This window comes from Salimicrobium salexigens (assembly GCF_900156705.1).
Taxonomy (GTDB): Bacteria; Bacillota; Bacilli; order Bacillales; family Halobacillaceae; genus Salimicrobium; species Salimicrobium album.
Genome location: NZ_FTOK01000001.1, coordinates 353407 through 368827, shown reverse-complemented (window position 1 = coordinate 368827; position 15421 = coordinate 353407). Strand labels below are relative to the sequence as shown.

The 15421-nt window shown below is 45.8% G+C and carries 16 protein-coding genes; 9 read left to right on the top strand and 7 right to left on the bottom strand.

The window, feature by feature from the left end; translation table 11 throughout:
* Positions 1-15: 15 nt before the first annotated feature.
* The 3 genes from ectB to BW931_RS01865 all read left to right on the top strand — a co-directional run bounded on the left by ectB (position 16) and on the right by BW931_RS01865 (position 2600).
* A complete protein-coding gene (ectB, locus tag BW931_RS01875; protein WP_076569501.1) occupies positions 16-1296 on the top strand; it encodes a diaminobutyrate--2-oxoglutarate transaminase in 1281 nt (426 codons plus the stop codon).
* A gap of 19 nt (positions 1297-1315) precedes the next feature.
* Entirely contained in the window at positions 1316-1708 is a 393-nt protein-coding gene (locus BW931_RS01870; RefSeq protein ID WP_076569499.1) for an ectoine synthase, read from the top strand.
* Positions 1709-1862: 154 nt separating this feature from the next.
* Positions 1863-2600, top strand: coding sequence for an SDR family oxidoreductase (locus tag BW931_RS01865; RefSeq protein WP_008589521.1), 738 nt, complete (start codon positions 1863-1865; stop codon positions 2598-2600).
* A 52-nt stretch (positions 2601-2652) separates the two neighbouring features.
* Here BW931_RS01865 and BW931_RS01860 read toward each other — a convergent pair whose 3' ends face one another.
* Positions 2653-4818: an FUSC family protein gene (locus tag BW931_RS01860; protein ID WP_234972554.1), complete on the bottom strand. Its 2166-nt coding sequence runs from the start codon at positions 4816-4818 to the stop codon at positions 2653-2655.
* Between the two features lie 191 nt (positions 4819-5009).
* On the opposite strand from BW931_RS01860, the gene BW931_RS01855 reads away from it, so the two are divergent.
* Both BW931_RS01855 and BW931_RS01850 read left to right on the top strand, forming a co-directional pair.
* Positions 5010-5465, top strand: a complete 456-nt coding sequence (locus tag BW931_RS01855) for a hypothetical protein (RefSeq protein WP_008589516.1) — start codon at positions 5010-5012, stop codon at positions 5463-5465.
* A gap of 12 nt (positions 5466-5477) precedes the next feature.
* Positions 5478-5660, top strand: coding sequence for a hypothetical protein (locus BW931_RS01850; protein ID WP_076569497.1), 183 nt, complete (start codon positions 5478-5480; stop codon positions 5658-5660).
* A gap of 40 nt (positions 5661-5700) precedes the next feature.
* On the opposite strand, the gene BW931_RS01845 is transcribed toward BW931_RS01850, so the two are convergent.
* The 4 genes from BW931_RS01845 to gndA all read right to left on the bottom strand — a co-directional run bounded on the left by BW931_RS01845 (position 5701) and on the right by gndA (position 10093).
* A complete protein-coding gene (locus BW931_RS01845) occupies positions 5701-6762 on the bottom strand; it encodes a branched-chain amino acid aminotransferase (RefSeq protein ID WP_076569495.1) in 1062 nt (353 codons plus the stop codon).
* A gap of 12 nt (positions 6763-6774) precedes the next feature.
* The gene (locus tag BW931_RS01840) at positions 6775-7014 is read right to left on the bottom strand and encodes an indolepyruvate ferredoxin oxidoreductase subunit alpha (protein WP_008589510.1); all 240 of its coding nucleotides are present in this window, start codon (positions 7012-7014) and stop codon (positions 6775-6777) included.
* 126 nt (positions 7015-7140) lie between these two features.
* The gene (locus tag BW931_RS01835; protein ID WP_084193824.1) at positions 7141-8643 is read right to left on the bottom strand and encodes a gluconokinase; all 1503 of its coding nucleotides are present in this window, start codon (positions 8641-8643) and stop codon (positions 7141-7143) included.
* Between the two features lie 40 nt (positions 8644-8683).
* Positions 8684-10093, bottom strand: a complete 1410-nt coding sequence (gene gndA, locus BW931_RS01830; protein ID WP_076569646.1) for an NADP-dependent phosphogluconate dehydrogenase — start codon at positions 10091-10093, stop codon at positions 8684-8686.
* Between the two features lie 551 nt (positions 10094-10644).
* On the opposite strand from gndA, the gene cuyB reads away from it, so the two are divergent.
* Together cuyB and BW931_RS01820 are read left to right on the top strand one after the other, a co-directional pair.
* Entirely contained in the window at positions 10645-11352 is a 708-nt protein-coding gene (cuyB, locus tag BW931_RS01825; RefSeq protein WP_008589505.1) for a cysteate racemase, read from the top strand.
* 195 nt (positions 11353-11547) lie between these two features.
* On the top strand, positions 11548-11943 hold the full coding sequence (locus BW931_RS01820; RefSeq protein ID WP_008589502.1) for an SET domain-containing protein: 396 nt from the start codon (positions 11548-11550) through the stop codon (positions 11941-11943).
* Between the two features lie 47 nt (positions 11944-11990).
* On the opposite strand, the gene BW931_RS01815 is transcribed toward BW931_RS01820, so the two are convergent.
* Positions 11991-12179, bottom strand: coding sequence for a helix-turn-helix domain-containing protein (locus BW931_RS01815; RefSeq protein WP_076569493.1), 189 nt, complete (start codon positions 12177-12179; stop codon positions 11991-11993).
* A 242-nt stretch (positions 12180-12421) separates the two neighbouring features.
* Between BW931_RS01815 and BW931_RS01810 the strand changes: the two genes are divergently transcribed.
* The gene (locus BW931_RS01810; protein ID WP_076569491.1) at positions 12422-13885 is read left to right on the top strand and encodes a SulP family inorganic anion transporter; all 1464 of its coding nucleotides are present in this window, start codon (positions 12422-12424) and stop codon (positions 13883-13885) included.
* Between the two features lie 22 nt (positions 13886-13907).
* Complete coding sequence (locus tag BW931_RS01805; RefSeq protein ID WP_076569489.1) at positions 13908-14330, top strand: universal stress protein; 423 nt, start codon at positions 13908-13910, stop codon at positions 14328-14330.
* 121 nt (positions 14331-14451) lie between these two features.
* On the opposite strand, the gene BW931_RS01800 is transcribed toward BW931_RS01805, so the two are convergent.
* Positions 14452-15273 (bottom strand): YitT family protein, encoded by an 822-nt coding sequence (locus BW931_RS01800; RefSeq protein WP_076569486.1) that lies wholly within the window; start codon positions 15271-15273, stop codon positions 14452-14454.
* Positions 15274-15421 lie beyond the last annotated feature (148 nt).

Below are 15421 nucleotides of genomic sequence, written 5' to 3'. Positions count from 1 at the left end.
GAGGAGGAATTATCAATGGAAAAAGATCTGAAAGTATTTGAAGAGCTCGAGTCGGAAGTACGTTCGTATTGCCGCAGTTTCCCGACCATTTTTACAAAAGCGAAAGGTTCCCTTATGTGGGACAAAAACGGTAAAGAATATGTGGACTTTTTCTGTGGTGCCGGAGCCCTTAACTACGGTCACAACGATCCGAACATGAAACAGAAACTGATAGAATATATTTCAAGTGACGGAATCACCCACAGTCTCGATAAAGCGACACCACCGAAACAGGATTTCCTCACCACTTTGAACGAGAGCATTCTGAAACCACGGAACCTCGAGTATAAAGTGATGTTCCCCGGACCGACCGGCACAAACACAGTGGAAAGTGCCCTGAAACTGGCCCGGAAAGTTACCGGACGCACGGAAGTCATCACTTTCACCAACGGCTTCCACGGTATGACTATCGGCTCCCTTTCCGTAACAGGCAATGCTTTCAAACGTAAAGGTGCCGGTATACCTCTTCATAACGCAGTGACTATGCCGTATGACCGATACATGGATGATACTACCGATTCCCTCGATTATCTTGAACACTATCTTGAGGACGGAGGCAGCGGTGTAGAAGTGCCGGCTGCAGTCATTCTTGAAACTGTTCAGGGAGAAGGTGGACTCAACTGGGCATCCAACAAATGGCTGAAACGTCTTGAAGAATTGTGCAGCCGATTTGAAATCCTTCTGATCATCGACGATGTTCAGGCAGGGGTAGGACGTACAGGTACTTTCTTCAGCTTTGAACCGGCCGGTATCAAGCCGGACATCGTTTGCATGTCCAAGTCCATCGGCGGCTATGGTTCTCCATTTGCCATCACTTTAATCAAACCCGAATATGACATCTGGGCTCCTGGAGAGCATAACGGTACATTCCGCGGTAACAACCACGCGTTCGTTACAGCTACGGAAGCATTGAAGTATTGGGAAAACCCTGAATTCGAAAAAGCTATCCATAAAAAAGTCGAGAAAGTTACTGAGTTTCTGAATCGGATTGTAAAAGATTACCGTGAACTCGACGGGTATGTTAAAGGACGCGGACTCATGCAGGGGATTTCCTGTGGAGTGGAAGGCATAGCTGACGAAGTTGCGGGGGAGGCTTTCTCTCGTGGACTGATTATGGAAACAGCAGGGGCGGATGACGAAGTGTTCAAGTTATTCCCTGCCATTAATATAGACGATGCAACCCTTGAGCGCGGCTTCTCCATCATTGAGGAGTCAGTAAAAGCAGCCGCATCGAAACATACACCGGTAACAAACTGATAAAGGAGGACATACAGTTATGAAAGTAATAAAACTTGAAGATATCAAAGATACAGAGCAGGATGTAAAAGCCGATACGTGGGAGTCCCGCCGTCTCGTATTGAAAAAAGACGGGATGGGCTACTCCGTACATGACACTATAATTAAGGCTGGTACGGAAACTCACATCTGGTACCAGAATCACCTTGAAGCCGTCTACTGCATTCAGGGTGAAGGCGAAGTCGAAACAGTGAAAGACGGGAAAATCCACCCTGTAAAAAAAGATGAGATCTACATCCTTGATGAAAATGACGAACATTTACTCCGTGCTTACGATGGAGAAGATATGCGCATGGTGTGCGTATTCAACCCGCCGATCACCGGACAGGAAACACATGACGAAAACGGTGTATATCCTGTACTGGAAGATTGAATATTACCGTTCATTATATGCCCCCGGCTTACAAGACCGGGGGTTTTTATATTTTCCATAAAATCGGGCCGGGTGATTAACAGGAGGGCCAAACGGGTAAACTTTATTATCTTCAAATTGATTAAGATGAACGAACCGAGGAGGTATATTCAACATGGAAAATTTACAGAATAAAACAGCTATAATCACCGGAGCCAGCAGCGGTATCGGAAAAGCCGTCGCTCACCATCTTGCCGGTCATGGAGCAAACGTGGTACTCGCCGCCCGGCGCTCCGATCGCCTGCAGGAACTGGCTGATGAAGTGAAAAACGAACATAACACAGGCGTGAAAGTCGTAGAAACCGACGTAACGAAAAAAGAAGACCTGGAAAATCTCGTAAGTGAAACGAAAAGCGAATTTGATTCCGTGGATATATTCATCAATAATGCCGGAGTCATGCTTCTTTCTTTCCTTAAGAATGATCACGTGGATGAATGGGAACAGATGGTGGACGTGAACATCAAAGGGGTTCTGTTCGGCGTTCACGCTGTACTACCTACAATGGTGGAGCAGGAATCCGGTCATATCATCAACATTTCTTCCGTCGCAGGTCACGAAGTCTTCCCGTCGAGTGCCGTTTACAGTGCTACAAAATACGCGGTGCGGGCTCTTTCCATGGGAATGGAAAAAGAACTGTCGAGAACTGGCGTGCGCGTAACGAATATATCTCCGGGAGCGGTGGATACAGAGCTTACCGACCATATAACCGACGGGGACGTTTTCGATATGTTCAAAGGGGCAAGCTCGAAGACACTGAAAGCTGAAGATATAGCCAAAGCCGTCACCTATGCTGTCACTCAGCCGGACTATGTGGACGTCAACGAAGTGATGGTCCGCCCTATGCAGAAATAAAAGCATAACCCTGGCACGGACCAGCGCATAAAACACTAAAATCCCGCAGCGACTACAATACGTCGTTGCGGGATTCTTTTTCCTTAAAATGGAGTCTTTCTCCGAGAATGAGCAAAGATTTATTGATTTTCCAAATGTAGTGAAGATGATGAATGAGATCCCCATCCGTCTTCGACACGGCCGGGGCATTGCTTTCAATGAGTTCCCGTTCGTTTTTCAGATCATAAAGTTTCCCTGCCTTTTTATTTTCTTTCAAACTTTCCCTCAGAGACCGGATGTTATAGGTCAGATATTCTTCAGTAAGCTCCAGGTTATCCTCCACTACTTTACCGTAACGAAAATCTTTCTGGTAACTTGAAGCGACAAGCTGTTTTGCATAATAGTTGACGGCAGTGAAAATCGTAAGCCATCCGGGCAGCCCCGAATACCTTCGCGCACCAGGGCCCTGAAGTAAAGGTTTCGCCTCTTCCTCCAGTAAATGCAGCTTCTCATCGAGAATAAAGGCTTTGTCGGCAAGGTCTTTCACCCCCTGATCACTGAACCCTTTCAAATATTCCGTAAGATATGCTTCCAGTTCCTCCAAATATTCTTCAAACGTGTCCGTAATCTTATTCATCGTCTTAGTCGGAAAAATGACAGCGACTACACTGAGGGCAATCACAGCTCCTGCGATTGTATCGATCACCCTGGCTGCCAGCAGTTCATACGTGATACCGCCAAGGATAAGATCGTACATGAAAGCGATAAGCATAGTAATGAATACACTCATGATGGTATAAGACACTGTAAGCATATAAAAAGCACAGAAAATCACGGTGAAAATAAGTAGCAGCTCCACTATCGCATAATCAGATACCATCGTGGCAAGGCCGAAACCTATTATCGCCCCGATCACCGTCCCGACAGAACGTTCCACTCCTTTGCGATACGCCCGTCCCACCGTATCCGTTCCAATCTGGATGATGAACGTCGTCAGTATGATCCAGTAGGGCTGCACCGGAGAAATAAGATGACCGGCTATAATTGCAATAGAACCTGCAATGAGTGCCTGAACGGCTTTTTTCGTCGAGGGTTTCATCCCCTCTTCAGGCTCAACCTCCTGCTCTTCTTCTTTTATTTCTTCCACTTTCCGGTTGCGATGCATGGATCTTCTGATGTCCATGGCGCCTTCGGTCACGTGTGTAGCAATAGCTTCGATACGGCGGAGCAGGTAAAGCCAGCCCCCCGCTTTGGCTTCCTGGCTGTCAAACAGGTCGTTAATGACATCCCGGAGTTCCCGTAATGTTTTCTCGGCGCGCTCCAAATCGTTTAAGTCATACGAATATCTGAGCACTTCCGCTTTCCGGAGATGATCCAGCACATCAACCAGCAGCCTCTGCAACACTCGATTCTCGAAGGCTTTATCCATTTTAAGTCGCTGAAGACTGTCGGAGAGGGTGGTCACAAGCATAGCTGCATCAAACAGATAAAGCCTGACCTGAGCGGCACGCAGACCCGGCCAAATCTCCTGGATTTCTTTTTCTTTTATATCTGTCGCAACACTGCTTGCGTATATTCTCAGTTTTCTTGCGTTCGCTTCCAGTATCGCCTTTCTCCCCTCCAGCAGATGTTCATCCTGTATCACTTCCTCCAGAAGGTCAAAAGTCAAATTCGCCTGCCTGTGGAAAGAACTCATACTATAAGCGATAAGCCGGGGGGAGTCTTTGAAAAGTATGAAATTGTAAGTAAAAGCGCTGGCAGCACCTAAAAGTATAGCCATATAAAACCAGGGGAACTCCTCATAGGAAAGACCGAGGAACGAAGATATGTAAGTGGTCAGAAACCCTACCATCCCGAGGGAAAAATAGCGCGTCCCGAAGCGGGAAAAATAGAAAGCCCCGGCTGTCACCAGTATCATCAGAGTACTTACGAAAAAAACATCCCCTGCCAGTAACGAGCCTGAAGTGAGGCCGGTGACCCCGGCTACCGGAAGTAATAACGTTGTTCTCTTTTTATCCTTCTCCGTATCGTCCATCACTACCATTATTCCCATCATACCGAGCATTCCTGCCACTATCGAAGGCAATAGCGGATCTTTGCCTGTAAGCGTGAGAATAGTCATAACGATAAAAACCGAAGTCATCAGACTTAATATTGCTTTCCCTGCCTGTCTCAACCGCTTCTTACCCGGGTCAACTGCCAGAAGTCGTTCCCACCAGTAAGCCATCGATTTTTTCACTGTTTCTCCCCCTTCCCTTAAGAGCATACCTTTTCTTATAATACGCATTCTGCTCTTCAAGGGCAACCTCCCGCTAATTTCGAAAGACCGCATGCGACGGAAGTCGTTATGTTTCAATCTACTATTACTTTTTATGTCGTAGAGAAACCGGAGTAAATGTGCTATAATGCGTACGGAATGGAGTGATTTTAATGTTATCCTTTGATGAAAAACAGGCAATACTCGATCAATTTGAAGAATTGAAGAAAAATGAAATCTCACTGGGACGACTCAATTACCACTATGAAGAAAGTCTATATGATAAAAAAAATGTCGTATATCACCTTCACCCTAACGGAAACGGGTTCGTCTATGCCGGCTTACTGGACGACAAAGAAACGGACGACCGGGGTATGGTGAATATCCGCGATTTCTCGGAAGAAGCATTGAAAGAAATTGTCCGAGAAGCTATCGACTCCCTGTCCATGACCGAAGCCGAGCGTCATCCCCTTCTGGAAGAATGGGAAAACAGATCCGGTGAGCTGCTCGTTCTTCTCAAGGAAGACGACGGCTACAACGTTTATGGCGGAGAACGTCTTGAAGGGTCTTTCCGTTCCTATGAAGAGGCCAGCGATTTCCTCGAACAGGAAGGTTTCAGAAATATATAGGAGGTCGAATTCATGCTGATCCGCTTTATTGCAGTTTTCCTTATTTCCATAGTACTTTTCGCTCTGATCGCAACTTTTCTGCCCAACATACTTAATTTCGTCTGGCTGGCCATAGGGATCCTATTCATTTTGTGTTTAGGTTATCTCGCCGCAGTCTACATTCAGAAAATCAGACAGTTGATTAAACAGAAATAACGCGCCGGCTCAAGTCCGGGCGCGTTATTTTTATTACCGCTTATATTTTTACACTCCAGCCTTTCGTATCTTCTCTGACACCAAGCTGGATCCCGGTTATTTCGTCGTACAGACGTTTCGCCAGTGGACCGACCTCTTCGCCGTTGATCGTCATCGTATTCCCGAGCCAGTCGAGTCGTCCCACCGGAGAAATAACCGCTGCTGTACCGGCCCCGAAAGCCTCTTCAAGTTTTCCTTCCTCGTAATACTGATACAGTTCAGCAATGGAAATCTTTCTTTCTTCTACCGGAATATCCCAGTCCTTCAACAATTCCAGCACGGACATCCTCGTCACCCCTTCGAGAATGCTGCCACTGAGAGCAGGGGTAATGACTTTCCCGTCTATCTTGAAGAAAATGTTCATACTTCCCACTTCTTCGATATAGCGCTTTTCTACACCATCGAGCCAAAGAACGTCTGCATGCCCTTCTTTTTTGGCGTTGGCCTGAGCCCGATATGCAGCCGAATAGTTTCCTGCTGTTTTTGCAGCACCGGTGCCGCCTTTGACCGCTCTGGTGAACTCGTCTTCCACCTTAATCCGGACCGGCTTCATTCCACCTGCAAAATAAGGGCCTACCGGCGAAAGAATGATCATAAGTTTATATGATTGCGACGGAGCTACTGCAAGATTCGCCTCGGTCGAAATTATAAACGGCCGTATGTAAAGTGAAGTTCCTTCAAACTCCGGTACCCATTCTTTATCTACTTCCACGAGTTGTTTCACGTATTCGAGCACCCGTTCTTCATCAATTTCAGGTATGCTCATGCGCCGGTTTGATTTGTTGAGACGTTCCATATTTTTGTCCGGACGGAACATGAGAGTCTCTCCGTCTTTGGTACGGTACGCTTTCATACCTTCGAAAACCGTCTGGCCGTAATGGAAAATCATCGCTGCAGGATCCAGAGTGATCGGCGCATAAGGAATAACGCGGGGGTCATACCAGCCTTTCCCTTCTTCATAATCCATCACGAACATGTGATCCGTAAACACCTGGCCGAACGGGATTTCCTTCGATTCCGGTTTCTGTTTCATACTCTCGGCTTTTTCGATTTTAATGGACACACCTATCTCCTCCTATCGTTTTTCAAAAAATTGTTCTGCTTTTTGTAAGAACTGCTCATCTTCCGGAGTAAGATCGAATTCTTCCACAATTGCTGCTACCGGGCACTGCATGACACACATGCCGCAGTCGATACACGTATTCGGATTTATGTAAAATTGATCTTCTCCTTCTTCAATGCAGTCCACCGGGCATACATCGACACATTCCCCCGACTTTTCATTCATACACGGGCTCGTGATGACAAACGCCATAGTTGTCCCTCCTAATTTAAAAACTGAATGATACAATCTGCAAAACCAGCCATCGACTTTGTCATTCATTTCTGTTTATTCTAACATATCATACTCAAAAAAATCAGGACGGAACCTCCGCCCTGGTTATTCTCCGGTTAACTGCCGGTATTTTTTGAAAACCTCCTGGTACGTACGATGATTTTCCTCATTGAAACGTATGATTTCACCGACGGGGGTGTACTCACGTATCTCTTCATAGGAGCCCACTTTTCCGGAGCCGAAGAGGGAAACCCAGGCGGCGCCCCAGGCTGCACTGTGATGAGTGATGGACAGCTCTATATCCTGACCGAACACATCGGCAAGAATCTTTACGAAGACCCGTGATTTGGCAAGCCCGCCATTCATCCTGATTTTTTCCGGTCTGCCGGATATACGCTCCACCGAGTGACCTATGTGGTATAAATTGAAAGCTATCCCCTCGAGGCATGCCCTTACAAAGTGAGCCTGCCCGTGCCTCATCCCGAGATGATGAAAACTACCGGTGGCCTCAGGATCCCAGACAGGTGCCCTTTCCCCGTTTACGTGAGGAATGAACAGCACACCTTCTGCTCCCGGAGCTATTTCTTCTGCCAGTTCCGTAAATTCATCAGGAGAACCGTCGAAATTCATAACATTCTTCAGCCACTGTAATACAATCCCTCCATTGTTCGTCGGGCCACCTATAATAAATGAATCTTTTTCAAAAGCATATGTGAAAGTCTCCCGGCTGTCATCTACGTAAGGGCTATGCGCGAACTGTCGGATGGCTCCACTCGTTCCTGCAGAAATTGCAGCCTCTCCGGGTCTGATAGCTCCGTCCCCAAGATTTGCAAGCTGTCCGTCGCAGGCCCCCAAATAGAAGGGAATAGTCTCAGAGATGCCTATTTCCTCCGCCACTCCCGCTTTAAAAGGAGATAATCGGGTCCGGGGAGAAGAAACACGGTTCAGCATACGTTCGGAGATGCCCGCTACTTCAAGGGCCTTTTCATCCCATTTACCTTCTTTCAGGTTATACATACCGGTGGCCGAAGCCATCGAGTAATCAATGAAGTCATCACCGAACCAGTTATGAATAATGTATTCTTTCAGGGAAACGACTCCCTCAGCTCTCCTGAACATATCCGTACGCCTCTTTTTATGATGATGTAATTTCACAAGAGGGGTCATCGGGTGTATCGGCGTGCCGGTACGTGCATATATTTCTTCCTTCATGGGAATAGAACCCATACTTTCAAGACTTCCGGCATCAGACCAGATAGAAGCGTTTGAAATAGCCTCCCCGTCTCCATCTACGAAAATTAACGAGTGCATGGCCGCTGAAAAACCACCTGAAATGATACGTGTCTGTTCTACCCCCTCCATAAGAGCGGCCAAAGCTTTACGGGTTTTCCGGTCCACTTCCGCCGGATCCTGTTCTGCTCTTTTCCCGGAAAGATACATCGTTTCCAGTTCTTCTTCCACTTCTTTTACAACACTTCCATCCGTCCGGAATAGAACTGCTTTGGCGCTTGTCGTTCCTATATCGAGTCCGATGACTAACTGTTCCTTCATGTTTCCCACCACCATCTGCTTATCATTGTCCTGCTCGAAAAACCCCCGGCCCGTCATAGGAGCTTCGTCTCCTCGCGGCAGGCCGGGGTGAATTATATTACTTCAACCATTCGGTATGGAACGTTCCTTCTTTGTCTTTACGCTTATACGTATGAGCTCCGAAATAGTCACGCTGCGCCTGAATGAGGTTCGCAGGTAAATCGGCCGTACGATAACTGTCGTAGTAGGCGATTGCGCTTTGAAGAGTCGGCACTGGAATACCATTTTTCACAGCAATGCTGACGACTGTACGAAGGGCATCCTGATAACTTTCAACGATGTTCCTGAAATAATCATCGAGCAACAGATTATCAAGATCCGGATCACGATCATAAGCTTCTTTTATCTTCTGGAGGAAGCCTGCGCGAATAATACATCCACCTCTCCAGATCATAGCGATATCACCATACTTCAAATCCCAGCCGTTTTCGTCACTTGCTTTTCTCATTTGAGCAAACCCTTGTGCGTAGGAGCAGATTTTACTCATATACAAAGCCTTGCGGATCGCTTCGATAAGCTCCTCTCTGTCTTCCTCAAAGGAAATTTCCGGTCCGGAGAAAACTTTACTCGCAGCCACTCTTTCCTCTTTCAGAGAAGAAATGAAGCGGGCAAAGACGGCTTCTGTAATTAAAGGAAGTGGCACTCCAAGGTCCAGAGCATTTTTGCTCGTCCATTTTCCGGTACCTTTCTGTCCGGCAGAATCCAGAATTACGTCTACCATCGGTTTACCTGTCTCCTCGTCTTTCTTCGTGAAAATATCGGCTGTAATTTCCATAAGGTAGGAATCAAGTTCGCCTTCATTCCATTTCTTAAATGTCTCATGCAGCTCGGTATCGTCCATTCCTGCAACGTCCTTCAACAGATGATACGCTTCGGAGATAAGCTGCATATCCCCGTATTCAATACCATTGTGCACCATTTTAACGAAATGACCGGCACCGTCCGGACCAATATATGTCGTACATGGGTCGCCATTCACTTTCGCGGAGATGTCTTCAAAAATCGGCCGTACAAGTTCATATGCTTCTTTCTGGCCGCCCGGCATAATTGAAGGTCCTTTCAGGGCTCCTTCTTCTCCACCGGAGACTCCGGTACCGATGAAATGAATACCGGATTCGGCAAGTTCTTCATTACGACGCATCGTTTCCTCATAAAGAGTGTTTCCTCCATCGATAAGTACGTCTCCTTTATCAAGGTGAGGAAGTAACGACTGGATGGTTGCGTCCGTCGCCGGTCCCGCTTTTACCATAAGCATAATTTTCCGGGGCTTCTCCAGCGAAGCAACGAACTCTTCCACTGTCTCTGTTCCTGTGAAGTTTCTGCCTTTCACTTCGTTATTTACAAACTCTTCCGTTTTCTCGAAAGTACGATTAAATACCGAAACGGAGTAGCCGCGACTTTCAACATTCATAGCTAAATTCTTACCCATAACGGCAAGACCGATGACACCGAATTGATTTCCAGACATAATCATAACTCCTTTATCCATTCGTTTATTTTCCTGACTATTGATTGTGACACAGTCCGAATTACCGGCATACACTTATATCAGAGAGGATTTCACACACTTTTGAAATCCAGCCGGGAAAACTGAATGATTTTACTTTACCATAAATAAAAATTTTTTTCAGACTTGAAATTGCATCAGAAAATTCGACAAAACTTCAAGCAGTAATAAAGCCGGACTATCAAAGATTATTCACTGAAAGTGGCGCCCATCGATAAAATTTGTAAAAAGCCGCTTATACCTGTTATCTTTACATGAAGTTATCGTTACGGAGAGAGAAGCACCTGTCCTTCACGAAAAATAGTTTTCTATACTTTGTATCTGCGAATTTTGATATAATGTATAATCAACCATAACGTACTGAAGAATCTGCTTTTAAATACGTACAGGGAGATGAAGAAGTAAATATTGTCTTCCATCAGTCCAAACGTTCTTTTACTTTAGAAGCAGATGATCTCAGTCTTTTTGACGCATCAAAAGTATTATCAATAATCAGCAAAGAGGAGTTCAATATGGAATATAAACTAGGCGTAATAGGCGGCATGGGCTCTGAGGCGACAAGTTATTTCTTCAAGGAAGTTGTCGCTCATACGGAAGTAAAAAAGGATCAGGATCACATTGACACCGTCATTTTAAATCATGCAAGTCTGCCGGACCGGACAGAAGCTATTCTGACGGGGGACGACGAGGAATTTATCAACAGGATTGTTCAGGATATTCAATTGCTGGAGAAGATAAACGTTCAGAACATTGCCATCCCCTGTAACACGACCCACTATTTTTATAACATCATTCAGGAAGAGACCTCCGTCCCGATTATTCATATGCCGAAAGAAAGCGTCGCTTCCGCAGTAAGTAATTTTGATGACGTTAAAAAAATTGGCATCATGGCAACTACCGGAACGATACGGACAGGAATTTATCGAAAAGAATGCGAGGAGATGGGTGTAGAACTCGTGGCTCCGTCCGAAGCAGGACAGGAAGATGTCATGTCTCTTATTTATGATGAAATAAAAAAAGGTCTGCCGGGTGACAGATCGAAATTTGACCGTGCCTATCAGGAATTGATTGCTGCAGGCAGTGACGTAATCATTCTGGCCTGTACGGAATTATCCGTGTTCGGGGAAAAGAATGAACTGTACGATAATTGTCTGGATGCAATGGAAGTGTTAGTGAAAGAAGTGATTGCCCGTTCGGAAGAATATCAGGAAGTATTATAATACGTACCTGTATATTCCCTGCTGACTTTCATTTCTTCACCTACAGCTCCGGTTAACCCTGGAGACCTTTGCACATAAAGCGATTTTGTACATGTCCCCATTGAAACAGAGTAAGTCCGAGTATCGACTTACGGTTGCTTTTATCACTGAACCCTGCCATACTGAATCAATTATCAAAGAAAAGCAGGTGATGGATTGATAGAAGTACGTACTTCTCAAATTACAGACGTCGAAGATGAATTCAACAAAGGGGTGTTCGCCTCTCAAATGATCAGTAAAGGAACCCGCTTCCACCGGGCACCGGTGCTTCCCTACCCGAACGAACAGCATAAGCATATTGAAAAAACGTATCTGGCCGACTACGCTTTTGAGTATGGAGAAAATCACACCGCCTTTTTGCTCGGTTACGGTATGATGTTCAATCATTCTTATGAGCCGAACGCCATTTATGAAATAAATTTCGACAACCATTCTTTTGATTTCTATGCTTACCGTGATATACAGCCGGATGAAGAAATTTTCATCAACTATAACGGGGAAGCGGATATTGAAGATCCTTTATGGTTTCATGAAGAAGAGGAGCAGGATTAAGTCCGCTCCTCTTCTTTTATATATCCGGCAGTTTGTTGTACGTTTTTTTACAGATGTTCTCCGTGTGCCAGCTTAGCTATGTGCTCCCTGAGATCTTCTTTCCTCACTCTCCAGTGCCTCCCGATTTTGAACCCGGGAATCCGTCCGTCCTGCACCAGTTTATACGTGGTCACTTCACTGATCTGCAGATACTCCGCAACCTGAGCCACCGTCATAATTTCACGTTCGTTATCCATCAGCAACCGCCCTTCATTTCTATTCTGCTATTGTAAGTGTACGCGTTTCACTCCTGTTTCACAATCAAAATACGGTAATACGGTATATATTACGACCCCCGCTCCCTTAAATTCTCATTGTAATTCAGCCGTTTATATTATACTCTATTATAGTCCATTATAAATCATTTTAAATCAATGGTTCCATATTCATTACTATCATTAATGAATTAACATAAACTTATAAAAGAAAGAGGGTACCCATGTTTTCATCAACTTTGAAACAGGAATGGTTCGGAAACGTTCGCGGCGACATTCTGTCAGGTATTGTAGTAGCTTTGGCTCTCATCCCTGAAGCGATCGCCTTTTCAATTATAGCAGGAGTCGATCCCATGGTCGGTCTCTACGCTTCCTTTTGTATTGCGGTAGTCATTGCATTCGTCGGAGGCAGACCAGGCATGGTCTCGGCAGCTACAGGAGCGATGGCTCTGCTAATGGTAACGCTCGTGGCGGAACACGGGCTCGAGTACTTACTGGCCACCACCATTTTAACGGGGGTTCTGCAGATTATTCTCGGGGTATTTAAGCTGGCCCGTTTTATGAAATTCATACCAAAATCAGTTATGGTCGGCTTCGTAAATGCACTGGCTATTCTTATTTTCACCTCACAGCTCCAGCATTTCGAAGGGGAAGGCTGGATTGTTTACGTTCTTGTCGGAGCTACACTTGCCATCATCTACCTCTTCCCTCTGATTAATAAGACAATCCCCTCCACGCTCGTCGCTATTATAGTTATGAGTGTCATCGTCGTAACGATGGGGATTGACGTGAGGAATGTCGGGAGTATGGGAGAACTTACGCAAACTCTTCCTATTTTCGCACTTCCCGATATACCGCTCAATTTCGAAACGTTGGCGATTATATTTCCGTATGCTATGGCACTGACGATTGTCGGATTGCTTGAATCATTACTGACAGCCTCGATCGTCGATGATTTCACCGACACGGAAAGTGATAAAAATAAAGAGAGCCGCGGCCAGGGAATAGCCAACGTCGTGGCCGGATGCTTCGGCGGTATGGCGGGCTGCGCTATGATCGGTCAGTCCGTCATCAACGTCAAGTCCGGGGGACGCGGACGTTTGTCTACTCTGGTAGCCGGGGTTTTTCTTATGTTTCTCATCGTAGTCCTCGGAAACGTCGTCGTACAGATCCCGATGGCTGCCCTTGCCGGAGTCATGATCATGGTATCCATCGGAACTTTCGACTGGGGTTCTGTACGTAACATCCATAAGACCCCGCTTTCCGACGCAGCAGTTATGGTCATCACGGTGGTGACTGTCGTCGTGACTCACAACCTTGCTTACGGTGTGCTGGCCGGGGTTGTACTGAGCATGATTTTCTTTGCGGTTAAAATCTCCAGGGTCCGTGTTTTATCCTTGTATATGAACGAAGCACAAAAACGTATATACTATGTACAGGGGCAACTGTTCTTCGCCTCTGTTACCGAATTCCAGGAATCTATCGAATTTAATGAAATCCCTTCTGTAAAAGAAGTGATCATTGATTTAAGCGAATCTCACCTGTGGGATGATTCAGCGATCGGAGCCCTGGATAGTGTAGAAGCCAAGTTTGACCAAAAAGGTATCGACGTTACGTTTGTCGGAATTAACGCAGAAAGCAGACGTTTACTTGAAAAAGTAGGGGGAGTTTCCAAAAGCTCCTCCTAATAAACCGTAAGGGAGTTCTGTTATGTACACAAAAATACTTTTAGCATCCGACGGATCCGAACATTCACATCGAGCGATCGACGAAGCCTTGAAAATGGTGGATCCCTACAAAGATAAAGTTCATATTGAAGTTGTTTACGCTGTAGATGGTGATCAGTCTAAAAAAGACGTATTGAAATATGGGGATTCCGACACCGCTTCCCTGAAACGGAAAGAAAAATTCCAGTCCACCATCGAATATATCGAGGCAAAGGGGCTTGCAGCAGACATTACGATTTTGCACGGTCAACCCGCCGAGACGCTGATTGAATATGCGAACGAAGGCGACTACGACTGTGTGCTCGTCGGAAGCCGGGGACGGAATAAATTCCAGACGTTGATTCTCGGCAGCGTCAGCCATAAGTTAGTGAAGTATATTCAATGTCCTGTGGTTGTTGTTAAATAATTCATGGACTTCTATAAAACAGTGAACCTCCAGGAAGAGCGCTTTTTTCATTTACTGAAGAAAGTCGCTCTTTTTATGCAAAAAAATCGCCTCCTCTGCATGAAGAGACGATTAACAAAACTTATGAGCGTCGGAAGTTACCGAGCACTTCTACGGTTTCCGTCACGCTCACGAAAGCCCGCGGATCAACGTCCTGAATGATGGACTTGACAAGTGCCAGCTCGTAGCGGGAAATCACCGTGTACAGAACCTTCCGTTCCTCGTTGGAATATCCCCCTTGAGCGTTCATCACCGTAATGCCGCGTATAAGATTTCCAATCAGTTCACCACGGAGCTTCTGATCCTGATCTGTTACCACCATAAGACTAAGTTTAATGTGACGAGTGTGGATACGGTCCACTACGATTCCGGTAATGTAAATGGAAGCCAGTGTGTAAAGTGCGAGTTCCCAGGTAAAGAAAAACCCGGAAGCGAACACGACGAGACTATTCAGACCGAACACAAGAACGCCAAGAGGCAGATCACGTTTCAAGGTAAGAACCAATCCGATAACGTCAAACCCTCCGGTGGATCCATAAAAACGGATAATGATACCGATACATGCGCCGACAATGACTCCCCCGAATACGGAAGACAAAAGCGCATCCTCTGTTACTTGAAGCACCGGCACATAGAGCATGGCCACCGACGTTACTGCCACGGAAAACACACTGTTGGCGATGAACTCTTTTCCGAGTTTCATCCAGCCGATGATCAGAACCGGTATGTTGAATACGATGAGCCAGATTCCTGAACTTAACGGGGTCAGCAGGCCGAATATCATAGCCAGCCCGGTTACGCCGCCCGATAGAACTTCATGCGGCAGCAGGAAGAAGTTAAACGCAAAAGCCAAAACGACTGATGCCGTGAATAATACAATAAGATTTCTGAAACGATGTTTCACTTACTATCCCTCCGATCTCTCGGGTTTCTTAATAACACTTAATAGATTTTAGGGTCACAAAAAAAAGAAGTCAATAAAAAAATCATCGTTTTATTTGAAGGTTCCCGAGGAGTCTATATATTAAAAGCAGCTGCAGAGGCGGGTCCCC